Raw genomic sequence first — 25,785 nt, forward strand, 5'->3', positions numbered from 1 at the left:
TGCCATCAGCTCTCTTAAAAGTAAAACAGTACCTACTCCGACCCTTCAAAGCTGTTTACATATACTGTTCTCTTTTTACCACATTTCTATTTTTGTTGTCAATCGCAGACTTTCTTAGATTTTGTAAAAACATATCATCCTATGTAAACCTATGCTATAATATTGCTGATATTCTAGCTATAGATGCAATTATTTTACACATTATTTCTTTAGCTATAATGCCTGATACTATGGGCCTTTGAACTTAATAAGGAGGTTTGCTATGAAGAGTTTCTACTCTCAAATGCAACAAAAACTGAGGTTATTTTCAGAGTCATTACATGAAAAACAAGTCTTTCGAAAGATCGGCATTACATACCAAGTTTTTTGGAATTTATTCCTAATTGTTATGATCGTGGGATTAATGTCAATCTTTTTCATAGGAGGAACTGCCGCTGGATATTTCGCTTCTCTAGTTAAAGATGAGCCTCTTCGGTCACCAGATGAGATGGTAACAGACATCTATGACTATGAAGAAACCAGTCAGCTGTTCTTTGCCGATGATACGTACTTGGGTGAGCTCCCTACTGAGCTCGAACGACATCAGGTTTCTTTAGATCAAATGTCGGACCATGTCAAGAACGCAGTAATTGCAACAGAAGATGAGCACTTCTTTGAACACGAAGGAATTGTCCCTAAAGCGATTTTGCGAGCTACATTCCAAGAAGTTGCTAATTCATCTGTTCAAACTGGCGGAAGTACACTCACTCAGCAGTTAATTAAGCAGCAAGTTCTTTCGAGTGAAGTCTCTTTTGACCGTAAAGCTACAGAAATTTTACTAGCTATGCGGCTAGAACATTTTCTTGAAAAAGAAGAAATTTTAGAAGCCTACTTAAATGTCGTTCCGTTTGGACGTAATGCATCTGGAAGACAAGTGGCAGGCGTTCAGGCAGCTTCACAAGGGTTATTTGGTGTGGATGCCAAAGATCTATCCATTCCGCAAGCAGCCTTCATAGCTGGTTTACCCCAAAGTCCATTCGGTTACACTCCTTTTACCGGGAATGGTGAGGTGAAAGAGAATTTAGATCCGGGGTTAAATCGTATGCAAACCGTACTTAGACGAATGCATGAGGGCGGTTTTATTAACGACCGTGAATACGAAGAAGCATTAGAATTTGATTTACGTGAAAATTTAACAGACCGTACGCCATCGCCGATTGAAGAATATCCGTATTTAACACATGAAGTGATGAGACGTGCTAGTGATATTCTCTACAGTCAAAAACTTGAAGAACATCAAGAAGAGCTGAATGAACTAGAAGGCGATGAGCGCCAATTGTTTCTTACTGATCTTCGCTCTGAAGCAGATGCAGACCTAAGACGAAAAGGGTTTAGAATTCATACAACAATAGATAAAAATGTATATAATGCGATGCAAGAAGCAGTTAATGACCACTCCTTATTCGGTCCACAAAAGGGTGATGACCAAGAAGAAGTCGGGGCTGTCTTAATTGAAAATCATACAGGAGCGATTAAAGGCTTTGTAGGTGGACGCGGGGAAGGCGAAACAACAAACCATTACAATTACGCGACTCAAGCCTACCGTTCAAATGGTTCTACCATGAAACCATTGCTAGCCTATGGGCCTGCTTTAGAAATTGGAGTGATTCAGCCAGGCATCGTAGTTCCTGATACGCCTGCCACATATAGCGGTGGACAACCTTATTCTAATTTTGATAATAGTTATGCTGGCTTAATCTCTGTACGTGAGTCACTGGCTCGTTCTCGTAACATACCTGCTGTTCGTTCTTTCCAACGAGTTCCACATGAACAACTACGAGAAACGATGATTAATCTAGGATTCACCCCAAATGATGAGAGTCAGCCTTATGAGTCTGCCGCTCTTGGGGGAGCCTTTGATGTCACAGTTGAGCAAAATACAAGTGCCTTTTCAACATTTGGCAACGGAGGAAATCGAACCGATCCGTTTATGATTGAACGAATTGAAACAGCAGACGGCGACATAGTATTTGAACACGAGATAAAACAAGTAAATGTATTTACACCTCAAACAAACTATTTGAGCATTGATATGATGCGAGATGTTTTGCGAGCTGGCGGTACAGCAAGCTCGGTACCCGGCCGCTTAAAATTCTCAGCTGATTGGGCTGGGAAAACAGGTACGACCGGTGAATTCAGAGATTCTTGGTTTGTGGCTACAAACCCTAATGTAACACTTGGCGTTTGGATTGGTTACCGTCAAAACCAGCCGATCGATAGAGTCGTGAATGGGTTGCGTTATGGTCCTAGGACGCAGCGTATTTGGGCTAACATCGCCAATGCTGCTTATGATCAAAATCCAAACTTATTGGCTCCAAGTGAAAGCTTTGCTATGCCTGAAGGAATTGTGCGCAGATCTGTCTGCAGCATTACAGGTCAAGCTCCTACCTCATTATGTGAGCAAGCAGGACTCGTTCGGTCAGACTTATTTAATGTTAACTTCCAGCCTGGTTCTGGAGATAATTTAGATAGTGCACGATATGTTACGATAAACAGTCAAAACTATTTAGCACTTGATTCGACTCCGCAAGAATTTACAGATGTCGGAGTGACCGTTCCTGATACAGTCTTTGGGGTCAGCAATATAGGTGAATATTTACCTGACTCTATGCAAGGGGTTGTCCCTGATCGAGATGCACCAAATAACGGACGGTCCCCTGGGGCAGTCAGCGGAGTATCATTAAACGGTCAAACATTATCATGGTCTAAGCATCCTGATAATGATATTGTCGGTTACCGTATCTACCGAGCGGCTAACGGCAGCAGCAGCTTTGAGCGTGTAGGGCATGTGAAAGGCAATGGTTCTACAAGCTATACAGTAAACGGTGGATCATTTGCTTATTATGTTACTGCAATCGATACAGCTGGGAGAGAATCAACCTCTTCCTCTCAAGCTGAAGGTGCCGATTATTCAGATACACCTGAACCATCTGAGCCCGATGAACCAGATACTGAACCAAGCGAACCAGACGAAGATCCTCCTTCCGAGCAAAATGGAGGGAATGATAACGATGGTGGAAATGGTGAGAGTGATGGAAACGGGAACGGCAATGGAAGTGGAAACGGAAACGGAAACGGCAATGGCAACGGGAACGGGAATCAACCGCCCCCAGAAGAACCTGGAGATCCAGAAGAGCCAACAAATGATGATTAAACGAGAGGAGCAAACTCAAATTGAGTTTGCTCTTTTTGTCCTTCATATCGCTGGGGTCTAGAAAGATGTTATACAACAAAGACACCGCTTGCCTTAAGGCAAGCGGTGCAGCTTATTAATCTTCCATTGTAGACAGATCACCTGTCGGTAAATCAAGTTCCCACGCTTTAAGTACGCGACGCATAATTTTACCGCTGCGTGTCTTAGGCAAGCTCTTACGGAATTCAATCTCTCTAGGAGCAGCGTGTGCTGCTAAACCTTTTTTAACGAAGTTACGGATATCTTCTTGAAGCTCATCAGTAACATCATATCCTTCACGAAGAGCTACAAATGCTTTGATGATTTCCCCACGTACAGGGTCTGGCTTACCAATAACACCAGCTTCTGCAACAGCAGGATGCTCAACAAGCTTACTTTCTACTTCAAATGGTCCTACACGCTCACCAGAAGTCATAATGACATCATCAATACGTCCTTGGAACCAGAAGTAGCCGTCTTCATCCATATAAGCGGAATCCCCTGATACATACCAGCCATCAATTTCAAAATAGCTCTTATATTTAGGTTCGTTGTTCCAGATCGCACGCATCATTGAAGGCCAGCCCTTACGGATTGCTAAGTTCCCCATGCGATTAGGAGGCAATTCATTTCCTTGGTCATCGATAATGGCAGCCTTTACTCCTGGGATCGGCTTACCCATAGACCCTGGACGAATTTCCATAGATGGGTAGTTACAAATAAGCTGAGCTCCAGTTTCAGTCATCCACCACGTATCATGAATACGTAAGTTGAAGACTTTCATACCCCAACGAACCACTTCTGGATTAAGCGGTTCCCCAACACTTAAGATGTGGCGAAGAGAAGATAGATCGTATTGTTTTACAAGCTCATCTCCAGCACTCATCAGCATACGGAATGCAGTAGGAGCACTGTACCACACTGATACGTTATAGCGCTGTAATGTGTCGTACCAGTCGGTCGGACTAAATCGTCCGCCTCGAACAACATTAGTTACCCCTGCGAGCCAAGGACCAAAAATTCCGTATGATGTACCAGTTACCCAGCCCGGGTCAGCAGTACACCAGTATACATCCTCATCTTTAAGGTCAAGAACCCATTTAGCCGTTTGATAATGCTGCAGCATAGCATTGTGTACGTGAAGGACACCTTTTGGTTTTCCAGTAGAGCCAGACGTGTAATGAAGGATTAATCCATCTTCACGGTCTACCCACTCAATATCAAGCTCTTCGCTTGCAGCATTTAATCTAGTAAAGAAGTTTAAATAAGGACCCTCTTCTTTTGCGTCTTCATCTACAATTAGTACCTTTTCAAGTTTAGGCAGATCATCCACAGGAACACGCTCTAGTAGAGCAGGTGTTGTGATCAGTACTCTAGCTTCACTATCTTCAAGACGATCACGTACAGCACCTTCCATGAAAGCTTCAAATAACGGTCCGACAATGGCTCCCACTTTAATTGTTCCAAGAATAGAGAAATAGAGTTCCGGTGAACGAGGCATAAAGATAAATACTCGATCGCCTTTTTCTACGCCAATATCACGAAGGACATTCCCTGCTTTATTTGACTGAATTTTCAAATCATTATACGTATACTTTTCATCTCTTTTAGCATCACTATAATATAAAGCTACGTGGTCTTTCTTTGTTCCCTCAGCATGACGGTCAATTGCTTCATAAGCTAAATTCACATTGCCCGTTTCACTCCAAGAGAATTCTTTTTCAACCGTTGACCAGTCGAAATTTTTTGCAGCCTCATCGTAATTTTCTAAATTAAATAACCCTTTTTCAGATGGAAGCGCTTGCACATTCATTATACATCTTCCTCTCTATTATGTATTTTCTACTCTATTATAATACAGACTGAAAATTTATTCAATTTAAAATTAATAGTAAAGGGAATTCTTGTATATTCTTGTCGTAATTTACTTATCTAATAGAATAATTTCGGAAAATTTCTTGAACTCTCTCATCTTGATAACGTTATCATGTATAATAAAGACGAATCTGCTTGGCAAAAGGTGGTTACACAAAAATGGATCATCCTAAAACGTATTACTCTATGGAAGTAACATACTCTGAAGGGACATTATTACTTGAAGGCCCTATCTCAGCTGAAGAAATTTCTTCTTATGATTTTCATGAAGACCTTACTTCATTTAGACCTTCAGTTGAACAAAAGAAAGCGTTAATCGGTATTGCAAAACTGCCTGAGGGACGAATTAACGTTGTACGCGACGGAAATACAATTGTTGGTTATGTTACATTTGTTTACCCTGACCCGATGGAACGTTGGTCAGAAGGAAAGATGGAAAATTTAATTGAACTTGGAGCTATTGAAATTGCTCCAAAATACCGTGGTGCACAAGTCGGAAAAAACCTGCTGCGCCTTTCTATGATGGATGATGCGATGGAAGATTATATCGTGATTACAACAGAATATTATTGGCATTGGGATTTAAAAGGAAGCGGCCTCGATGTATGGCAATATCGAAAAGTAATGGAAAAGATGATGAATGCTGGTGGACTCGAGTGGTATGCAACAGATGATCCAGAAATCAGTTCTCATCCTGCCAACTGTTTAATGGCTCGTATTGGAAAGAGAATAGACACCGATTCGATCCAACAGTTTGATCAGCTGCGCTTTCAAAATCGCTTTATGTACTAATACAGGAATCTAGAATGACTTACTTTTATTTCATAAAGGAGTGAGTACAGCCATGATTTTAGAAGAAATAATGAAAACGGACGTTATTACTTTAACAGAAGATACTCCTATTAAAGATGCAATGCTATTGTTAGATAAGTATCGAATTCGTCATATTCCAATTGTTCAAGGACCTGAAAAAAAAGTGGTCGGCATTATATCTGACCGAGATATTAGAGATGCCAGCCCTTCTATTTTTCACTCAACCGAACATTTAGAGGATTTCTTGAAGCCAGTTTCTTCTATTATGCAGCGCAATGTTATAACGGCACATCCACTCGATTTTGTAGAAGAAGTATCTACGATTTTCTATGAAAATAATATTGGCTGCCTGCCTGTTGTTACAGATGACGATGAATTAAGAGGTATTATTACTGAAACAGATATTCTTCATACGCTGGTTGAATTAATGGGTGCTCATCAGCCAAGTTCACATATTGAAGTAAAAGTCTTGAATCAAACCGGAATGCTTGCAAGTATTGCTTCCATTTTTAAAGAGATGCATATCAATATTACGAGCGTTCTTGTATATCCATATAAAAATCCTGAATATAAGATTCTTGTTTTCAGGGTGCAAACGATGGATCCAAGACGTATTATTAAAGCGATTGAACAAGCGGGTTATGAAGTGATCTGGCCAAAACAACCAGGGATGAACATATGACACACGAATCTTTATTTATCTATTCAGACAAACAACTGACCTATCGCTTTAATGAAAGTCACCCATTTAATCATCAGCGGCTTCAATTAACGTATGATTTGTTAACAAGTGTCGGCTCCTTGTCTAAAGAACATATTATAGAACCACGTATGGCCACAGAAGAGGAATTAAAGCTTGTTCATGACCCTGCCTTCATTGATGCGGTTAGACAAGGAGGACAAGGCACTTTATCAAATGGAATTGCCTCTAATTTTGGACTAGGCACTGAAGATACTCCTCTTTTTCCTAATATGCATGAGGCAGCCTCTCTACTTGTTGGGGGAACATTGACCGCAGTTGATGCTGTAATGAGCGGCCAGTGCAAGCACGCTCTTCATTTAGGCGGAGGGCTTCATCATGGCTTTAAAGGACGAGCTTCGGGTTTTTGTATTTATAATGATAGTTCAATCGCCATTGAATATATGAAGCAGAAATACGGGGCAAAAGTACTCTATATTGATACAGATGCTCATCATGGGGACGGGGTTCAATGGGCCTTTTATGATGATCCCGATGTATGTACCTTAAGTATTCATGAAACAGGAAGATACTTATTTCCTGGTACTGGAAGTGTTGGAGAAAAAGGCTCTGGAAAAGGATACGGTTATTCTATTAATCTTCCTGTCGATGCTTTTACAGAAGATGATTCTTTTATCGAACTTTATGAAACAGCATTCAGAGAAGTCATTGAGTTTTTCAAACCAGATGTGATATTAACGCAAAATGGTGTCGATGCTCATCATTATGACCCATTGACTCATTTATGTTCATCAATGAGAACTTATGAATTTATTCCAAAACTTGCCCATGAACTCGCTCATGAGTACTGTGATGGAAAATGGATTGCTGTCGGCGGCGGCGGATATGATATGTGGCGTGTGGTACCTAGAGCTTGGTCTTTAATATGGCTTGAGATGACAAATCAAAGAGATATTCTAGACAAGCCGATCCCACAGGAATGGTTAGAAAAGTGGCAGCCTAAAGCTGAAAATCAATTGCCTTCTACATGGAATGATCACCCCTCAATTATTCCGACTATTCCGAGAAAAAGCGAAATAAATGAAAAGAATTTAAAAACATTAGAGAAAGCCCTTTTTCATATTCGCAATGAAATGAAAGCAAAAGCAAGAAAAGGATAGCGAAGCGCTATCCTTTTAACTCCTTGAGCATTGCTTTTACTAATAAATGAGACTGCTCGCTGGCAATGTCTGTGAATTCCTGAAAGCTGATTTGTGCCTCGCCATTTGCTTTATCAGACATAGAGCGAATAATAACATAAGGAACATCATTCATATCTGACACATGAGCTACAGAAGCCCCTTCCATTTCTACACAAACCCCATTAAATAACTCTTTCAACTGTTTTACTTCCTCTTTATTTGCAATAAATTGATCACCGCTAAGAATACGCCCGCACACAACTTGTCGATCCGTGAGGCTGGCCGCTGCCTCTTTAGCTATTTCGACTAAGCGTGTAGAAGCTTTAAAATCCGAATCCCCGTCATACATAGGGATCTCACCACGCTTAAATCCTAATGGACTTGCATCTAGGTCATGCTGCATTGCACTTGTAGAAATAACAAGATCACCTACTTCAAGACTCTCATCAAGTGCCCCCGCGACGCCTGTAAATAAAATATGACTAACCTCAAAGCGGTCAATCAAAATTTGTGTAGTTAAAGCAGCGTTCACTTTCCCTACCCCTGATTTACACAGAACGATATCAATCCCGCACATCTTGCCAACATAAAATGGAACCTTTGCAAAGGTTATCGTTTCTTCAACGCTCATCTCTTTTTGCATTCGTTCAATTTCTTCATTCATTGCGCCTATTACTGCTACTTTCATAAATACACACCTCATTAAAAATTATGTAAATAAAAAATAGGACCCGAGATGATATCTCGGGCAGTCCATTAAAACGCGTCTTCTTCTGAATGTGTAGGGTCAGAAATAACAATGACCACACGGCGGTTCAATTGTAAATTTTCTACTGTCGTATTTGGTACTACAGGTCTAGTATCCCCATACCCAGTAGCAATAAATCGTTTTGGATCAAGATCATTCGTTTCAACTAAGTAACGGATGACACTGCTTGCACGAGCTCCTGACAATTCCCAGTTTGATGGATAACGAAAATTTGAAATCGGCCGGCTGTCTGTATGACCTTCTACTTTAACCATATTAGGTATGGCAGAAAGCAATGTCCCCACCTTTTCTAAGAAAGGCTCTGCAGAATCAAGCAGCTCAGCTTCTGCTGTTTCAAACAAGGTCCGCTCTTGTAAAACAAGAACCACCCCTCGATCATCTCTTGTCGCTGAGATCACATCATTCATTTCATTCACTTCTAGGAACTCTTGGACTTCTTCTAATAATTCATCCATATCGACCTCATCGGTATTAGAGCCTTCCTCACTAAACCCCCCCTCGTCAAAAGGGTTTGGAAACTCCTCACCGAATTCTTCTGATGGATTCTCAAATTCTATCGCAGAAGGAAAAAACTCAAAAACTTGTCTTTGCTGAAAAGATTCAGAGATTGCACGAAACTTCTGAGCATCAACAACTGACATTGAAAATAATAAGATAAAAAACACGAGAATAAGCGTCATCATATCAGAGAATGTGACCATCCATTTTGGAGCGCCCTTCTCTTGCTGGCGTCGCCTACGCTTCATTGTCTTCATCCCCTGCATCTTCCGTCTTTTGTTTCTCACGTGTAAAAGCACTTAACTTTTCTTCTAGAATTTTAGGATTTTGTCCTGACTGTACCCCAATAACTCCTTCAATAATAATCTGCTTAACAAAAACCTCTTCATCTGTTTTATTAGCAAGCTTAGTTGCCATTGGTAGAAAAATAAGGTTAGCAAGCACAGTACCATACAAGGTCGTAAGAAGCGCAACAGCCATATTAGGTCCAAGTGTGGCAGGGTCATTTAGATTTTGCAGCATCAGCACAAGCCCGATTAAGGTACCAATCATTCCCCAAGCAGGAGCATATTCTCCAGCTTTTTCAATAATCGCACGCCCTTTACGGTGACGCTCTTCCATAGCTACAACCTCAGCCATCATAATGTCTTTAATAACATCAGGCTCAATGCCGTCAACGGCAAGAAGCACCCCTTTTTTTATAAAGGGATCCCTTACATCTTCAAGGCCTACTTCTAAGGCAAGAAGACCTTCTCTTCTAGCTTTACCTGATAAATCAACAAAGGTTTGAATTAATCCTTCAAGATCATGATCAACAGTTTGGACCGATTCCTTTAATACTTTTGGAACCATTTTTAAGTCTGGTAAAGAAAAAGTAATAATAAGTGCTGCTATAAGTCCACCAAGCACAATTAATATCGAAGCGACTTGGATGAAAAATATAAGGCCTGATGGTCCTGAATTAGAGAATACAGCCAATAGAAGTACCGTTATTCCTAAAAATACTCCTATTGGCGTTAAGATATCAAATTTTTTCATTGGTCTCTCCCTGCTCAGTCATCTCTCTATTTCTATAGATTATGACTTTGTTGAATCTCTAAATTCAATGCGGTGCGGAAGGACGACGATATGATCATTCACTTCTTCTTTGTTCATGTATTTCGTCAGCAATCTCATGGATACAGCGCCAATATCATACATCGGTTGAACAACAGTCGATAAAGTAGGACGAACCATCGTGGCAAGTCGTGTGTTATCAAAACCTAAAATTTCAAAATCCTGAGGGATATTGTATCCTCTATCTTGTGCCCCGTGAATAACACCTAGTGCCATTTCATCGGTTGAAGCAAAGATCGCTGTAGGCTTCTGCTCAAGATTTAGCAACGATTCCATCGCTTCAATGCCTGAATCGTACGTGTAATCACCAATTGCAATAAGGTCTTCATTGAATGCTATCTTAGCATCTTCAAGAGCAGCGCGGTAACCTGCAAACTTTTGATATCCGTTAACAGGATCATCTAACGTGCCGGACACCATGCCGATTTGTGTGTGGCCCTGCTCAATTAAATGAGTAATCGCATCATACACTGCTTGTTTATAATCAATGTTGACTGATGGAATTTCTTTATTCGTATCAAGCGTGGCTGCTAATACAACTGGGACAGGAGAACGTTTAAATTGCTCTGCATGCTCCTCTGTAATCTGTCCACCCATAAATACAATACCATCCACTTGTTTTTCTAACAGCGTATTAATCAGATGAATTTCCTTATCTTTGTTTTGGTCTGAGTTACACAGAATAATATTGTACTTATACATCGTCGCAATATCTTCAATTCCACGTGCAAGTTCAGCAAAGAAAATGCTTGAAATATCAGGGATAATTACCCCAACTGTTGTTGTTTTCTTACTAGCTAACCCACGTGCAACAGCGTTTGGACGGTATCCAAGGCGCTCGATGGCTTCTAAGACTTTCTTTCTAGTTGCCGGCTTAACATTTGGGTTGCCATTGACGACACGGGAAACGGTCGCCATTGATACGCCTGCCTCTCTTGCTACATCATAAATCGTCGTATTCACTGTAATCCTCCTCTATCAAGTAAACGTAATTATTCACGTAATCAATGTATTGTTATCATACGATACTATGATGAGGTCCGCAATGTCTTTACTCTACTTATATCGACACTCAGGGAAAATATTTGACATCTTTGTGTAAGAATTCACGTTTTTTTCGAATCCGTTGCCAAAGCAGCCTTATCATCATGTATGTACGCCTATATGTATAGCATGTACCTTTTGGACTCAACTTAAAAGCCGTCCCTTATATTTATAATAAGGAACGGCTTAATGGATTGTTTACCCTTTATATAAACCTGATGCTTGTAATTCATCAATGAATTCATTGAATTGCGGAATATCCATTTGTTGAGCTGAATCTGAAAGAGCAACCGCTGGGTCTGGATGTACTTCTGCCATGACAGCATCTGCACCAATCGCAAGCGCAGCCTTAGCTGTAGGTAAGAGTAAATCACGACGGCCTGTTGAGTGTGTAACATCAACTAAAACAGGAAGATGTGTCTCTTGCTTAAGAATTGGAACAGCTGAGATGTCTAATGTGTTACGAGTAGCTTTTTCGTATGTACGAATTCCACGTTCACATAACATTAACTGGCTATTTCCTTTAGCTACCACATATTCTGCAGCATGAATGAACTCTGAAATCGTTGCTGAAAGTCCTCTTTTTAATAATACTGGCTTATTAACTGAACCTGCGGCCTTCAGTAACTCGAAGTTTTGCATGTTACGTGCACCGATTTGGATAACATCTACATATTCTACAGCTGTTTCGATATCTTGCGGACTAACAATTTCACTAATTACAGCCATATCTAACTCGTCTGCAACTTGTTTTAAAATCTTTAAGCCTTCAAGTCCAAGACCTTGGAAATCATAAGGAGACGTTCTTGGTTTAAATGCTCCGCCTCGTAATAATTTTAAGCCTCTTTCTTTCATTGCTTTAGCTACAGTAACTACTTGCTCATAACTCTCTACCGCACATGGTCCCATGATAAGACGCTGTGTGCCATCTCCAACTTTTTCGCCTCTCAAGTCCACAACCGTGTTTTCTGGATGCTTCTTACGAGAAACTAGTAAAGCTTTACTATTATCATCTTCTTGAAGCTCAAGGCTTGCCTTGAAGATTTGCTTGAATAAATGCTGTAAGGTTGATGTTTCAAATGGTCCTGTATTATTTGCTGCAATATGATCTAGCATGCTGCGCTCACGTACAGGATCAAAACGGTTAACACCTTGTTTTCCTTTTACTTTACCAATCTCTTGAACCACTCTAGCACGCTCATTAATTAACTCAAGAAGCTTCAGATTCACCTCGTCTAATTCTGATCTCAACTTATCTAATTGTTCATTACTCATTTCTCTCCACTCCTCATCTCTTTGGCTTCTTTTTCTTAATTAGGATTCATTATAAAGCATAATTAACTGAATGTCACGAATTTTTTCTTTATTAATTAAACGCTTTTAAGCGCTAAAGTGAATCATTTTTAAATAATTGTCCACTATCTTACTATAAATCTTATTTACATGCAAAAGATCCAGGCAGACTGGATCTTTTTACATCCCTTTTTCATTACCTTTGATTACGCTTAGATCGTCGGATTATTTTCTTCATATACTGGATTGCAATAATAAGGTGGACGCGGGCCTATTTTGGGCATAGCCCATGTTTGATCTATATAAGTCATTGTTACGGCCTCATCAGAGTCTGCTTCTAACAATAGTTCTGCTTGAGGGTTATAAATATAATTTTCCATCCTCTTTCCTCCTATTCTGTTTCCTCATACTTACCCTATGCTCCTGCTTTTATTTTGAGCCAGGTTACATACATTCACCTCCATCTATTCATCACAACACATGCCTAGGTTACATAAAGTAGCACATAAGACAAAAATAAGGAGGATTCGAATGAGTAAAGACCAGCCCAAAAGAGATAACTCATACCCGCTCTATCCTAACTACGGAAAAATTACTCGGTATGAAGACATACCCATAAATGTACCTGAACAAAGACAGTTACGGCAGCCTGGCTATGAGAGTGCTATGGTGCCAAGGCCGATTATTGAAAACCCAAATTATAAGGGTAGTGAAAAATTAGTTGGTAAAACAGCACTGATCACAGGTGGAGACAGCGGAATCGGCGCAGCTTGTGCCATAGCGTTTGCGAAAGAAGGTGCAAATATTGCGATTGCTTATTTAGATGAACATGAAGATGCCAACAGAACGAAGGCTAGAGTGGAGGAATTAGGACAGAGATGTTTATTAATGCCCGGCGACCTTCGCAGCAAAGAACAATGTGTGGAAATTGTTGAACGTACGATAGAGGAGTTTAAGCAATTAGATATCCTTTGTAATCATGTAGGTATACAATTTCAGCAGCCTAGTTTGCTTGATATAACTGATGAGCAGTTTGACGATACATTTAAGGTCAATATTTACTCCCACTTTTATACAACTAGAGCAGCTCTTCCTTACATGACTGCTGGCAGTTCAATCATTAATACATCTTCTGTAGTAACCTATGCAGGAGAAAAACAAATGATCGATTACACGGCTACTAAGGGTGCGAATATAGGATTTACCAGAGCCCTTGCTAATAATTTGATTGAGCAAGGAATAAGAGTGAATGCTGTTGCTCCAGGAAGAACATGGACCCCCTTAATCCCTTCAAGTTTCTCTGCTGATGAAGTGGCTGTTTTTGGTGCATTCAATCCAATGGAGAGGATGGCGCAGCCTTTTGAATTAGCCCCAACCTTCGTCTACTTAGCTTCAGATGACTCAAGGTTTGTAACTGGACAGACTCTTCATGTGAACGGCGGAGAATGGACATCATCCTAATTTGTTCTAAATAAAAAAAACGGTAATCACTATGCGCAGTGATTACCGTTTTCCTAATTTACCAGTTATAGAAGATTAAAGAGTGCGCTGTGCTTCTTTTTCTTCTTCTAGTTTATTTTGAATGTCATCTACTTCATTTTTTACACTTTCAGCAATCTCTTCTCCAGATTGTTGTAAGTCACCTGAAAGATCTTGTGCCAGCTCTTCTGCTGATTGTTTCACCTCATCAGCTTCACCACGCACGCTGTTTGTCACTTCTTTAACCTTTTCGGACACTTGAGCTGATTGCTCTGAAACAACTTTTGCAATGTTGTTTGATTTTTCTTTAGCATAATTAGCCCATTCGTTTCCTTTTTCATACGCATTATTGGTGAATTGGTTTGTCTTCTCACGAGCAATAGTAGCTTGTTCGTTTAAGTCACCGCGTAATTCCTTACCAGACTTAGGTGCTAATAATAAGGCTGTTGATGCTCCAACAATTCCCCCTACAAGTGATCCAATTAGAAAATCTTTTGTGTTCATGTCTCCCACTTAAATCTCCTCCTTATGTAGTGTAGATGATTGTTCTTGACTTGCTTTGCGAGCTTTGAATTTCGTATAAAAGTCAATTGCAACATTTCCCCATTGGACAGCTTTGGCAATCTGTTCAGATTGCTTAACTGATTGTTCTGAAACTGTTGTGGAAACATGGCGAATTGAACGATTAACCTGTTGAACAGAATCTCCTAACTCTTTCACTGAGGCAAAGACTGTATTCAACGATTCCGTTTTATGTTGAATATCATCTGCAAGCCGGTTTGTTTTGTTAAGAAGAAGTTCAGTTTCATTCGTAATACCATTCACTTGCTTTTCAAGTCCTGCCATTGTATTTGCAACATGATCGAGTGTTCGATTAGCAGACTTAAGCGTTACAACGATATAGCCAACTAATACGGCAAAAGCAATAGCTACGATGATTGCACTGATATAAAGTAGACTTTCCATATGTTTGCTTCCACCTCCTTATACCTTCTATTACCCTAATTCTCGCCAAATAAAACAAGGTATAACATAGTAATTCGATAAAATATTAGAAATTCCTCCTTTAATTCTTGTCTTACTATTAAGTTTTCTTGTTATCGTATACAATAATAAGGTATATAAAGGAGGCAAAACAATGAGAGATCCCCGAATTACTACGTTAGCTAAAAACTTAATTCAGTACTCAGTGAATCTGCAAAAAGGCGAAAAGGTTCTAATTGAGAATTTCGGCCTGCAAAAAGAACTAGTTACAGCCCTTGTTAAAGAAGCATATAACGTTGGCGCATTGCCATTTGTCCTTTTAAAAGATCACCAAGTGGATCGTTCGCTTCTTCTTGGTGCAAGTGAAGAACAGCTTGAAATGATGGCTTCATTTGAAGCACAAGTGATGAGTGAAATGGATGCTTATATCGGACTGCGCGCAGGCGATAATATATCTGAACTTTCTGATGTTCCAAGTGATAAGATGGCTCTTCACGGAAAAACAGTCGGAACAAAGGTTCACCGTGAGATCCGCGTTCCTAAAACTCGCTGGGTAGTGCTTCGTTACCCAAGCTCCTCTATGGCTCAATTAGCTAATACGAGTACAGAAGCGTTTGAAGACTTTTATTTTAACGTATGCAACTTAGATTACAGCAAAATGGATAAGGCGATGGATTCTCTGGTTGCTTTATTTGATAAAACAGACCGAGTACATATTAAAGGGCCTGGTACCGACTTAACTTTCTCTGTTAAAGGGGTCCCGTCCATTAAATGTGCAGGCCATATGAATATTCCTGATGGTGAAGTATATACTGCACCCCTTCGAGATTCAGTGAATGGTACGCTTAGTTATAATACTCCATCACCGTACCAAGGTTTTACTTTTGAATCGATTAAATTCACGTTTGAAAATGGTAAAATTGTAAAAGCAGAAGCAAATGATACAGACCGTATTAATCGAATTTTAGATACAGATGAAGGTGCTAGATATATTGGTGAGTTTGCTATAGGCGTTAACCCATATATTCAGCATCCAATGAAAGATATTCTTTTTGATGAAAAGATCGATGGAAGCTTCCACTTCACTCCAGGTCAATGCTATGAAGAGGCTTCAAACGGCAACCAATCTTCTATTCATTGGGACATTGTCAATATTCAGCGACCTGAATATGGGGGCGGAGAAATCTATTTTGATGAGGTGCTTATTCGTAAAGATGGACGCTTTGTAATCCCTGAGCTAGAAGCATTAAACCCAGAAAGCTTAAAATAAATGATGAAGCTGCAGCTTTTCTCACTGCAGCTTCTTTTTTTATGGTTTAAGTACTACCTTAATGTTACCATCTTCTTTTTTGTCAAAAATATCGTAAGCTTTCGGTGCTTCTTGTAAACTCATACGATGTGTAATAATGTCTGTAGGATCAAACTTCTTCTGCTTCACCATTTCATAAAGCTTTGGCATCATGTGAATAACGGGTGCTTGTCCCATTTTAAGAGATACATTCCTTGAGAAGAAATCACCGAGTGGAAAGTTATTCGCCTCTGTTCCATACACACCAGTTAACTGAACCAGTCCGAACTTTCTAACGGCTTTTGATGCAGTAATAATAGGGCTGATCGTTCCAAATTGATTATCGCCCTTAGAGCCGAATGTTTCACCAGGAGGTACAGTGCCATCCATCCCAACACAATCAATGACAATGTCAGCACCACCATTTGTTTCTTCATTTAATAAATCACCTATTTCGGGGTTTTCACGAAAATTAAAGGTCTCTACTTGGTTTGTCCGCTTAGCATGAGCAAGGCGATGATCCACTTGGTCGACTGCGATTACTCGTTTCGCTCCTTTTAACCAAGCTAATTTCTGAGCCATTAATCCAATCGGCCCGCTGCCGAGAATAATAACTGTGTCGCCTTCTTTAACAGGCTCAACACTCCACCAAGCAGTGGGAATGACATCGGATAAAAAGAGAACACTTTCATCATCTAATTCGCTGTCTTCAGGCACTTTAAAAGAAGTGAAATCAGCATAGGGAACTCTTAAATATTCTGCTTGGCCGCCTGGGTAGTTTCCAAACATCTTAGAAAATCCGAATAACCCGCCAGAATCACTATGGGGATTGGACTCATCACATTGACTTTCCATTTGGTTTTGACAGAAAAAGCAAGTGCCGCACCCAATATTAAATGGAACCACGACCCTGTCACCTTTTTTCAAGCTTTTCACATTTGCTCCCACTTCTTCCACAATCCCCATCGGCTCATGTCCAATGATATAATCTTCTTCTAGTGGAATCCCTGTTTTATACAGATGAAGGTCGGATCCGCAAATACCTGATGCTGTAATTCTTATCACCATATCATCAGCAGTTTGTATACTTGGAGCCTCCATCTCTTTTACTTCAATTTTGTCTTTACCTTGAAATGTTACAGCCTTCATTACCAATCCACACCTTTCTAAATGTAAATTGCTATACTCCTTCCTTTTTATGGTTACAGCTAAACATACAATGTTTAATAAATTTTGTTCGTGGAATCATCCCTACAAAAAGATGAAGGGTGCGATTCAAATGACAATAGACAAACAAGATTATTTCAAAACTACTTATGAACAATCTCGAGAGGTATTCCGAGGACATTTAGATCCCATCAAAAAGAAGTGGCCTAATGCTGTGATTTCGACTAAGCCAATTGGTAATGAAGCTGATAATACAATTGATATGATTTATGCAGAAGCCTTAACTGAAAATAAACAAGTCCTCTTTTTTACAATCGGTGAACACGGAATCGAAGGCTTTGCTGGTGCTGCTTGCACTCATATATTTATCAATGAATACCTTGATCGTATAGACCCTCATACAACAGGTATATGTCTTATTCATGCACTAAATCCATGGGGGATGCGTAATTACCGAAGAGTCACTGAAAACAATGTGGATCTTAATCGCAATTATCTCTACGATCCAAATTCTGTACCAAAAGACATCAATGATCACTATTCAAAAGAAAGTGATATGTTCCTTCCAAATGGAAAAATAGCAAACCTCACACAAGAAAAGCGAAAGCTGTACACACAATTAAGTAAAGCTCTAGTCACTACCGGTTACAGCGGCATTAAAAAAGCGAAAGGAATGGGGCAGTTTGAATTTGAACGAGGAGTCTATTACGGCGGTAAACAAGAAGAGCCCAATACAGCTTATTTAAAAGAAATTCAAAAAAAGCTTTTATCGACATTCGCACGAGTCGTTCATATGGATTGGCATACTGCACTCGGCCCTGCTAATGAAATCACTATGGTTATATCAGACCTTGATGGGCGCAGTGAAGAACAACTAAAAGAAACCTATCAGCTGAAAAATATTCTTCCGTTCTCTGCTGATAAAGTAAAAGGAGATTCCACTCACCATTTTCATAAAGTGAGAAAAGAAGAATATCCCGATACGAAACTTTTCTCGGCATTATTTGAATTTGGAACGTTTGGAACCGGAAAGAAAGCTGAATTTCGTGAATTTCAGACGATTATCTTAGAAAATCATTTATATTTTGAAGGGGCAAAAAAACAAGAAGATATCGATTGGATCATGAATGAATTTAAGGAAATGTTTTATCCGGATGACCCAGAGTGGAGAGATTCGGTTATAAAAGAAGCTCGTCTCGGTATTGAGGCCGTTTTAACAGCTGAGGATATTTTACATTAATCACAGAAAACCCCCTGCAAATGCAGGGGGTTCCTTTTAGTTTAACGTATTCTCATAGGCTTTTTGGAATTTTTGAATGTCTCCTGCCCCCATAAATAACAAGGTGCTGTTTTCATGTTCCTTTAACCTTTCAACGTCTTCTTCAGTGATTAATTGAGATTGTGGAATGAGCTCCTGAAGATCTTGAATCGTTAACGATCCTGCTTGTTCACGAGCTGATCCAAAGATGTCGCACAGGTAAACATGATCTGCCAGCTTCAATGCCTCAGCAAATTCATTCAGAAATGTTTTAGTACGCGTAAACGTATGCGGCTGGAAAATAGCTACTACTTCATGGTCCTGATATTTCTTTTTGGCAGAATCAACTGTTGCGGCAATTTCAGTTGGATGATGTGCGTAATCATCAATCAAAATCTGGCTGCCGACTTTCTTTTCCGTAAAACGTCTCTTTACCCCTTGGAACGTTTTTAGATGTTCTTCAAGAACTTCTGCAGGTACATTCTCATAATGGCATAATGCAATAACTGCAAGAGCATTTAACACGTTGTGATTCCCATAGCCAGGAATAGTAAATGTTCCGTATAAATTATTACGAACATACACATCAAATTTCGTTCCTTTGTCCGTCACTTCTACACTTCTTGCTTGGAAATCATTCTGCTCGCTAAATCCGTAAAATACAACAGGTACATTCGCATGAATCCCTTGTAAATATTGATCATCACCACAGGCTACGATTGCTTTTTTAACTTGCATTGCCATTTCACTGAATGCTTCAAACACATCATCAACGTCTTTAAAATAATCAGGGTGATCAAAATCAATATTCGTCATGATACAGTAATCAGGTTTGTAGTTAAGGAAGTGTCTGCGGTACTCACAGGCTTCAAATACGAAATACTTTGAGTCTTCCTCCCCTTTACCTGTTCCATCACCGATAAGGTACGATGTTGGGAAGGCTGAACCTAACACATGAGATAACAGCCCTGTTGTTGATGTTTTGCCGTGGCAGCCAGTAACAGCCACGCTCGTAAACTGTTGAATAAAGTCCCCCAAAAAGTGTGGATACTGATCAACAGGAATACCGATTTCCTTAGCACGAGCAACTTCCTCGTGGTCTTCCCCGTAAGCTGCTGAAACGATAACATGCTGATCTTCTTCGATATTATCTCTGTTAAATTCTAATAAAGAGATGCCTTTTTGTTCTAACGGGCGCTGAGTAAAAAATTGTTTCGCAACGTCAGATCCTTGCACGTTCTTCTTCATATCATGGAGAATTTGTGCTAATGCACTCATCCCCGATCCTTTAATTCCAATAAAATGATATTTAGTCATAGTTGGACCTCCAAATTCCTCATGGTTTCAAACCGCGTCCAAGTCATGTGTAAGTGTTGGGTTTATGTAAATCCTTTTCACCTTTTACGATTCACGTTATGATTATAGCAGAAATACGAGCAATCACCAATTCGACTTGTTCCGCAGCACGAATTCCTCATTTTTGACGAGTACTTAAATCATTACCAATTGTTAAAACCATGATTTATTCCTAAAAAAAAGTGACCCACTCAATTAGCGGGTCACCTAACCGTTAATCGACAAGTTCTAATCTAGGATTGTCGCGATAGCGCCTGCCGGCTTTCGCTTCATGTTCCCCATTTAGCAAGACATTGTCTCCTGTAAAACCAATGTGTATCTTAAGCAAACTTCCTCCGACCCCGTAAATATCAATAGGTACACCTTGCTCTTCATAGGACTCAATTCGCTCTGCATTAAATCCTCCGGTGGCTACAATTTTCACGTGGTTAAACCCTTCTTTATCTAACGCTTCCCGAAGAGCAAATAATAGAACTGGATTAGCTCCGCGCGGGTCAAATGCCCCCATCACCTCAGGGTTTCTACAGAAATACTGGTCGACCATCGTCCTAGATGTATCAACTCTGACTCCCTTTAATTCTTCTCCAAACTCCCTTGCTACCTTTAGGGAATCTGTTATCACGTCATTATTATAATCAACTAAAGCCATTAATTCATCTTCTGGGAATTCTGCTTTATATGCTTTAGTCGCCTCAACTACATCGCCTCTGAACAGTTGAATAAGAGCGTGAGGCATAGTCCCCATTCCTTGTTTACCCCACCACTCATTCATCGCATGAGTCGCCTGAGCTTTTGATCCGCCGATATAAGCTGCATAGCCGTCACCCGACTGCTGGGTAAAATGATCGTCTCGATCTCCCATAAAAATGACTGGCTTTTGAACACCTGATTTTCTCGCTGCTTTTACGACATTATATACATTAGTTGCTACAGATGTTCTTCTAGCAAAAATCCCATCAATTATACCTTCTAAATAACCGAAGTTTTGATAAGGGCCTTTGATTGTTAAGACCGTTTCAAACGGCTTAATTTTATCTCCGTCCTTTAAAGAGCGGATTTCAAGTTCATCTGCATTTTTAGCAAATGTTTTAATTAGTGCAATGACCTCATCAGTCCCGCAAAGAATAGCATGTTCTTTTTGGAAAAACTGCATCGTTACAATATTGTCTGAATGATATTTTTCTACTATCTCTCTCGTTTTCAAAAAATAAACCGCAGAAAACCAGCCTTCATGAATGCGTTCATCAAATTTAAACGTTTGATTTGTTAAACGTTTAATTTCACCTTGCATCTTCAATTCAATTTCTTTCATAGCCCCTTATACTCCTTGTACCCAACTATAGTTATCTTCTCTCTCTATCTAGCTATCTCGTTCTAGCTTATATCGTTCTAGCCGCATTTTACTAGCATCGAAACTCTTATCGTACTTATCATATATAACCTTTAGGATGAATACAAGGTTAAGCAAGGATTTATCTTACCTGTTTGGGTATAACCTCTCTTCTAGCTCGATTTCGTCAACAAGAATATGTCTTGGCTTGCTGCCCATTGCTTCACTAATGACACCCATATCTTCCATCATATCTATTAATCTAGCCGCTCTATTATACCCTACTCTAAATCTTCGTTGTAAGCTTGAAGCAGAAGCTCCGCCTTGCTGAATCACAAAATAACAAGCTTCTTCTAGCAGGTCATCATCTTGTTCTGCGCTGCTTTGCATTTTTTTCAGCTGTTCTGGCGCAAAAAGATACTCTGGCTCTCTTTGTTTTTTCACAAAGGCTAATACATCTTCTATTTCTTCATCAGAGACAAATGTACCTTGAACCCGTACAGGCTTTGGAGCCCCGTTTTCATGGAATAACATATCTCCTCTTCCTAATAAACGCTCAGCCCCGCTCATATCTAAAATCGTTCTTGAATCTGTTTGTGAAGAGACAGAGAACGCAATACGAGTAGGAATATTTGCTTTTATCAGCCCCGTAATGACATCTACTGACGGACGTTGTGTCGCTAATAATAAGTGAATCCCGCAAGCTCTTGCTTTTTGAGCAATTCGGCAAATGGAATCTTCTACATCTTGCGGTGAAACCATCATTAAATCGGCAAGCTCATCAATAACCACGATCATATAAGGAAGAGCTGGCTTGTCCTTTGACTCCGAATAAAGTTCATTATAACGAGTGACGTCTCTAACTCCTTGCTGGCTGAACAACTCATAACGTCTTTCCATTTCCCCTACTACCCATTTTAAAGCAGCTGTCGCTTGTTTTGCATCCGTGATCACTGGCGTGACAAGATGAGGTAATTTATTATACGGAGCTAGTTCAACCATTTTTGGATCAATTAATAATAATTTCACCTCATCTGGATTCGCTTTATAAAGCAAGCTGATTAAAACAGAGTTAATACAGACACTTTTTCCTGAACCTGTAGCCCCAGCAACAAGTCCATGAGGCATTTTACGAAGGTCTGTCACAATTGGCTGCCCTGAGATATCCAATCCAAGCGCGACTGTAAGAGGTGACTCCGGCTTGATGAAGACATCCCGGCGTAAAATTTCTCTTAAGAAGACTGGTTTTGATACTTTATTAGGCACTTCAATTCCAATCGTGTTCTTCCCCGGAATAGGGGCTTCAATTCGAATATCTTTTGCTGCTAAAGCCAGCTTCATATCATCTGTTAAACTTGTTACTTTATTTACTTTGACTCCACGCGCAGGTTGAATTTCATACCTTGTTACAGATGGTCCTTTTGTGACATTAACAACCTTTGCATCTACGTTGAAGCTTAGTAGAGTTTCTTCAAGAATTTCTGCTTGTTCTTGTAACCATTCACTATCCTGCTCCTCTTGATGCTGAGGGTATTTTAACAGCTGGATACTCGGATGATTATATTCACTTTGCACTGTAACTTGCTGCGGCTGGACTTTTTTAGGCTTTTTATCCTGAGGAAGCATCATGACATTAAACGGAATGCTCTCTTTTGGTTTACTCCGAGCAGCTGCTTGATTGCTCTTAACCTCTGTCTTCTCTTCTACGACAACTTCTTCATCTAGGCTGTCCTGAATACTTTCCCCAGTTTGGATAGTTTCGATCTGGTTAGGGACATTTTCGTAACTTACTTCATTTTGTTCTACTGGCTCTGTGACTTGGGATGACGAAATTACTTCGTCCGCGGTTTCTGTTTTAAATGCCTCTGCTTCGTCATCCTTATCTTCCTCTATCGTTTCAACAACAGATGCTGGTTCAACAGTTTCCTGAAACGGGCTCCCTACTGGTTTCTCTTCAATGTGTGGTAAGTCCTCTTTGAAATCAGTGGCTGTTTTTTGAACATCAGATGGATCTGATTGAAGATTATGTTCAGGTATTTGTTCATCTAAGGGTTCATTTACTGTTTGGGTTATTGCTTCATTTACTGTTTCAGCATCGTCATCCTCTATAGAAAGAAGGTCATTTCTTACGTGGACATCGACTTTGTCAGGTATAGAATCAAGTATAGTTGACTTTTCAGTAGCAGAATCATCTTGTGGTGTTGATTCAGAGGACTTTTCTGCAATTTGATCTAGTACAGTTGCTGCAACTTGACTATTCCTCAGGTTCTCAGCTTTTAGAAATACTTCGAGCTGTTTTTCCATCGTTACACTTGGACGTTTTGGCTCAATGACTTTCCCGTATCCAGGAAGAGAAGATAATAAAGATTCATCTTCAAGCATGTTTTTCTTTCTTTCTTTAAATCCATACACTGGAGATGGTATAGAAGTGGGTTTGAACTCCTTCTTTGATTGAGGAAAACTGGGAGTATAACCTTGAGTATTCCCCTGAGAATTTCCTTGGGTTCGCTCCATTGCTTTTTCTTCAATTTTCTTATCTACTTTTATTTGTGACGGCTGATGTCTCTCTTGGCTTACTCGTTCTGTTCTTCTGGTACGTTTATTTTCAGGCTGTTCTTGTTCTGCCTGTCTAAATGTCTTTCTAGGACTGTGTTCAGTATCACTTACTGAACGTTCTCGCTCTTGATTCTCATCTTCTATAAGAGGAAAACGAAATTTACCAGGCTTAGGATATTGGTAGACCATCCGTGGTTCACTTTCGCGCTGCCCGCTTTCTATGTAGCCAAAAGACCTCTTACTGTTTTGGGCTGCTTGGGATGGATGATCCTCTGTGGTTTGTTTGTCACTTTTAATAGAAGTATTATCCGTTTCTTCCCCGCCAGATAAAGCCCCTTGGATCTTTTTAATCCATTGCTTTAATGTATCCATACTCCTCACTCACTCTCTTTCTAATGTTTCACCATTTTAATGACTATTTAACTGACTATCATTCGTTCTAAAATAGCCATTTCATATATGAGTAGAAAAAACCACTAGTTAGCTCTAGTGGTTCTGTTTATTCGAATCAGCCGATCACAGAGAAAGGCAGATCCGGCTTCATATGGCTTCATCAGCTTTTAACATATTACTACCTTATTGTACCATAATCATTCTTTTGGTGATTGTGGCTGCTTTGGTTTTTTCTGAGCTAGAATGAAAGTAGGTTCTAGTTCTCCGTCCTCATACATGAAAGGCAGCGCGGTTACCGGCACTCTTCCTTCTCCAAAAAACTGAAGAGCGATCTGCGCGAGTACATCATACCCGCTGTCATTTTGAATGTCTGCCATAATTAAAACATCTTGGTGAGGAATTGCAACGGCCAATTGACCTGTCACTTTTTTCGCCATTTTCTCTAGTAGTGATGGATCAAGAACTCGGCTTGCATCGTACCCATCCTTTGCACGTAAGAAATAGAAGGTATTTCCTGCAACCACATCTTCTTTCATTGGCTGTGGCAGCGACCGAAGATTGAAACGTGACATTTCTCTTATTTTTTCAGCCGTCAGACCTGACTCACGTACCATTTCCTCATCAATCAATGTATAGGCTTCTCCTAGATCTATAGCATAATAGACACGAGTCTCTGCTGTATGTTCTTCAAACAGTAACGAGATACCTTCTTTAGTCTCATCATGGAAGGAAGTTGACCTGATAACAGGGAATATTTTATTTTCATTCCCTTTCAGAGAAGGTCGTTTATCCATCGTTGCAAGGCCCACTTCAATATAGCGGATCACCTCATCAATAGAAGCATACTCTTCTCTTTCCCATTTTGCTAATAAAGGCTTTAAAGAAAGGGTTACTCCTTTATTCGTCTTACTCTTTGTAATACGTAAAGTTGACTCTTTATGATTGTATGTGATGCTGCGATCATCACGTTTTAATTTTTCTTCTACCATTTTTCTAAATTCACGAAGTTCCATTGCATACACTCTCCTTCATACCTTACAGTGTACCATTTCTAAGAATGGCTATCCAATGATTGAAATACGAGACGGATATAAAAAAGGAGTATCCACATCACATGATGCGGATACTCCCTGCCGATTAATAGCTGTTAGCTTCTGCTCTAGTTAAGAACTCAATAATTTCTTCTTCTGTTTTTCGATCCTTGCTTACAAAACGATCTACTTCTTTTCCATTTGAAAAGGCTAAGAAACTTGGAATGCCCATCACCATGTGTTCTTGACATAGATCAATAAACTCATCACGGTCTACATAGTAAAAAGAAAACGAAGGGAAGTCCGCTTCAATTCTAGGTAAAATAGGTTCGATCACCCGGCAGTCAGGACACCAGTCTGCTGAAAACATAAAAACGACCGTTTCGTTTTCAACCAGCTTGTTAAATTGTTCTACATTTGTTAATTTTTCCATAGGTCTCATT

At 39.9% G+C, this 25,785-nt stretch carries 22 protein-coding genes and 1 other annotated feature (1 of these 23 only partly in view); of the genes, 7 read left to right on the forward strand and 15 right to left on the reverse strand.

Translation table 11 applies throughout. The features are described 5' to 3' along the window. Positions 1–58 (reverse strand) — a binding site (T-box leader); it reaches 149 nt to the left of the window's first position. Between the two features lie 204 nt (positions 59–262). Continuing rightward, the gene (locus PQ478_RS17335) at positions 263–3,193 is read left to right on the forward strand and encodes a transglycosylase domain-containing protein (RefSeq protein WP_289234973.1); all 2,931 of its coding nucleotides are present in this window, start codon (positions 263–265) and stop codon (positions 3,191–3,193) included. A gap of 115 nt (positions 3,194–3,308) precedes the next feature. Here the strand turns inward: PQ478_RS17335 and acsA are convergent, their stop codons facing one another. Further along, positions 3,309–5,024: an acetate--CoA ligase gene (acsA, locus tag PQ478_RS17340; RefSeq protein ID WP_289234974.1), complete on the reverse strand. Its 1,716-nt coding sequence runs from the start codon at positions 5,022–5,024 to the stop codon at positions 3,309–3,311. A 221-nt stretch (positions 5,025–5,245) separates the two neighbouring features. Here acsA and PQ478_RS17345 point away from each other — a divergent pair, with 221 nt between their 5' ends. Genes PQ478_RS17345 through PQ478_RS17355 form a run of 3 tightly spaced genes read left to right on the forward strand, consistent with a single transcriptional unit; the run spans position 5,246 to position 7,759 of the window. Beyond that, on the forward strand, positions 5,246–5,878 hold the full coding sequence (locus PQ478_RS17345; protein ID WP_289234975.1) for a GNAT family N-acetyltransferase: 633 nt from the start codon (positions 5,246–5,248) through the stop codon (positions 5,876–5,878). A 52-nt stretch (positions 5,879–5,930) separates the two neighbouring features. Next, on the forward strand, positions 5,931–6,581 hold the full coding sequence (locus PQ478_RS17350) for an acetoin utilization AcuB family protein (protein ID WP_289234976.1): 651 nt from the start codon (positions 5,931–5,933) through the stop codon (positions 6,579–6,581). Beyond that, positions 6,578–7,759 (forward strand): acetoin utilization protein AcuC, encoded by a 1,182-nt coding sequence (locus PQ478_RS17355; RefSeq protein ID WP_075681495.1) that lies wholly within the window; start codon positions 6,578–6,580, stop codon positions 7,757–7,759. Before PQ478_RS17350 ends, PQ478_RS17355 begins: the two co-directional genes overlap by 4 nt. Before the next feature lie 7 nt (positions 7,760–7,766). On the opposite strand, the gene PQ478_RS17360 is transcribed toward PQ478_RS17355, so the two are convergent. From PQ478_RS17360 to PQ478_RS17385, 6 genes are all read right to left on the reverse strand, one after another. Then, positions 7,767–8,468: a 5'-methylthioadenosine/adenosylhomocysteine nucleosidase gene (locus PQ478_RS17360; RefSeq protein WP_289234977.1), complete on the reverse strand. Its 702-nt coding sequence runs from the start codon at positions 8,466–8,468 to the stop codon at positions 7,767–7,769. Positions 8,469–8,536: 68 nt separating this feature from the next. Further along, positions 8,537–9,295 carry a flagellar motor protein MotS gene (motS, locus tag PQ478_RS17365; RefSeq protein WP_289234978.1) on the reverse strand — a complete coding sequence of 253 codons (759 nt, stop codon included), beginning with the start codon at positions 9,293–9,295 and terminating at the stop codon, positions 8,537–8,539. Continuing rightward, positions 9,285–10,085: a flagellar motor protein MotP gene (gene motP / locus PQ478_RS17370; RefSeq protein WP_289234979.1), complete on the reverse strand. Its 801-nt coding sequence runs from the start codon at positions 10,083–10,085 to the stop codon at positions 9,285–9,287. Before motP ends, motS begins: the two co-directional genes overlap by 11 nt. A gap of 39 nt (positions 10,086–10,124) precedes the next feature. After that, positions 10,125–11,126, reverse strand: a complete 1,002-nt coding sequence (gene ccpA / locus PQ478_RS17375) for a catabolite control protein A (RefSeq protein WP_012960105.1) — start codon at positions 11,124–11,126, stop codon at positions 10,125–10,127. A gap of 279 nt (positions 11,127–11,405) precedes the next feature. Further along, positions 11,406–12,482, reverse strand: a complete 1,077-nt coding sequence (locus PQ478_RS17380; protein ID WP_012960106.1) for a bifunctional 3-deoxy-7-phosphoheptulonate synthase/chorismate mutase — start codon at positions 12,480–12,482, stop codon at positions 11,406–11,408. Positions 12,483–12,712: 230 nt separating this feature from the next. Continuing rightward, positions 12,713–12,880, reverse strand: coding sequence for a hypothetical protein (locus tag PQ478_RS17385; protein WP_022628873.1), 168 nt, complete (start codon positions 12,878–12,880; stop codon positions 12,713–12,715). A 151-nt stretch (positions 12,881–13,031) separates the two neighbouring features. On the opposite strand from PQ478_RS17385, the gene PQ478_RS17390 reads away from it, so the two are divergent. Further along, positions 13,032–13,961, forward strand: coding sequence for an SDR family oxidoreductase (locus PQ478_RS17390; protein WP_139314672.1), 930 nt, complete (start codon positions 13,032–13,034; stop codon positions 13,959–13,961). A 75-nt stretch (positions 13,962–14,036) separates the two neighbouring features. Here the strand turns inward: PQ478_RS17390 and PQ478_RS17395 are convergent, their stop codons facing one another. Both PQ478_RS17395 and PQ478_RS17400 read right to left on the reverse strand, forming a co-directional pair. Further along, positions 14,037–14,492: a YtxH domain-containing protein gene (locus PQ478_RS17395; protein WP_012960109.1), complete on the reverse strand. Its 456-nt coding sequence runs from the start codon at positions 14,490–14,492 to the stop codon at positions 14,037–14,039. Further along, positions 14,493–14,945, reverse strand: coding sequence for a DUF948 domain-containing protein (locus PQ478_RS17400; protein ID WP_012960110.1), 453 nt, complete (start codon positions 14,943–14,945; stop codon positions 14,493–14,495). Between the two features lie 172 nt (positions 14,946–15,117). Between PQ478_RS17400 and PQ478_RS17405 the strand changes: the two genes are divergently transcribed. Continuing rightward, positions 15,118–16,233, forward strand: a complete 1,116-nt coding sequence (locus PQ478_RS17405) for an aminopeptidase (protein ID WP_289234980.1) — start codon at positions 15,118–15,120, stop codon at positions 16,231–16,233. A gap of 39 nt (positions 16,234–16,272) precedes the next feature. On the opposite strand, the gene PQ478_RS17410 is transcribed toward PQ478_RS17405, so the two are convergent. Next, positions 16,273–17,400 (reverse strand): alcohol dehydrogenase catalytic domain-containing protein, encoded by a 1,128-nt coding sequence (locus PQ478_RS17410; protein ID WP_289234981.1) that lies wholly within the window; start codon positions 17,398–17,400, stop codon positions 16,273–16,275. 130 nt (positions 17,401–17,530) lie between these two features. Here PQ478_RS17410 and PQ478_RS17415 point away from each other — a divergent pair, with 130 nt between their 5' ends. Further along, on the forward strand, positions 17,531–18,658 hold the full coding sequence (locus PQ478_RS17415; protein WP_289234982.1) for a M14 family metallopeptidase: 1,128 nt from the start codon (positions 17,531–17,533) through the stop codon (positions 18,656–18,658). Positions 18,659–18,694: 36 nt separating this feature from the next. Here the strand turns inward: PQ478_RS17415 and murC are convergent, their stop codons facing one another. The 5 genes from murC to PQ478_RS17440 all read right to left on the reverse strand — a co-directional run bounded on the left by murC (position 18,695) and on the right by PQ478_RS17440 (position 25,775). Continuing rightward, a complete protein-coding gene (murC, locus tag PQ478_RS17420) occupies positions 18,695–19,993 on the reverse strand; it encodes a UDP-N-acetylmuramate--L-alanine ligase (protein ID WP_022628879.1) in 1,299 nt (432 codons plus the stop codon). A 253-nt stretch (positions 19,994–20,246) separates the two neighbouring features. Continuing rightward, positions 20,247–21,344 (reverse strand): nicotinate phosphoribosyltransferase, encoded by a 1,098-nt coding sequence (locus PQ478_RS17425; protein WP_289234983.1) that lies wholly within the window; start codon positions 21,342–21,344, stop codon positions 20,247–20,249. Between the two features lie 165 nt (positions 21,345–21,509). Beyond that, positions 21,510–24,290, reverse strand: a complete 2,781-nt coding sequence (locus PQ478_RS17430) for a DNA translocase FtsK (protein ID WP_289234984.1) — start codon at positions 24,288–24,290, stop codon at positions 21,510–21,512. Positions 24,291–24,508: 218 nt separating this feature from the next. Then, on the reverse strand, positions 24,509–25,324 hold the full coding sequence (locus PQ478_RS17435) for a DUF1444 domain-containing protein (protein ID WP_289234985.1): 816 nt from the start codon (positions 25,322–25,324) through the stop codon (positions 24,509–24,511). A gap of 124 nt (positions 25,325–25,448) precedes the next feature. Continuing rightward, positions 25,449–25,775 (reverse strand): thioredoxin family protein, encoded by a 327-nt coding sequence (locus tag PQ478_RS17440; RefSeq protein WP_289234986.1) that lies wholly within the window; start codon positions 25,773–25,775, stop codon positions 25,449–25,451. Between the last annotated feature and the right edge of the window lie 10 nt (positions 25,776–25,785).

Origin of the sequence: Alkalihalophilus pseudofirmus (assembly GCF_029094545.1) — a bacterium.
GTDB classification, from domain to species: Bacteria; Bacillota; Bacilli; order Bacillales; family Bacillaceae_D; genus Alkalihalophilus; species Alkalihalophilus pseudofirmus.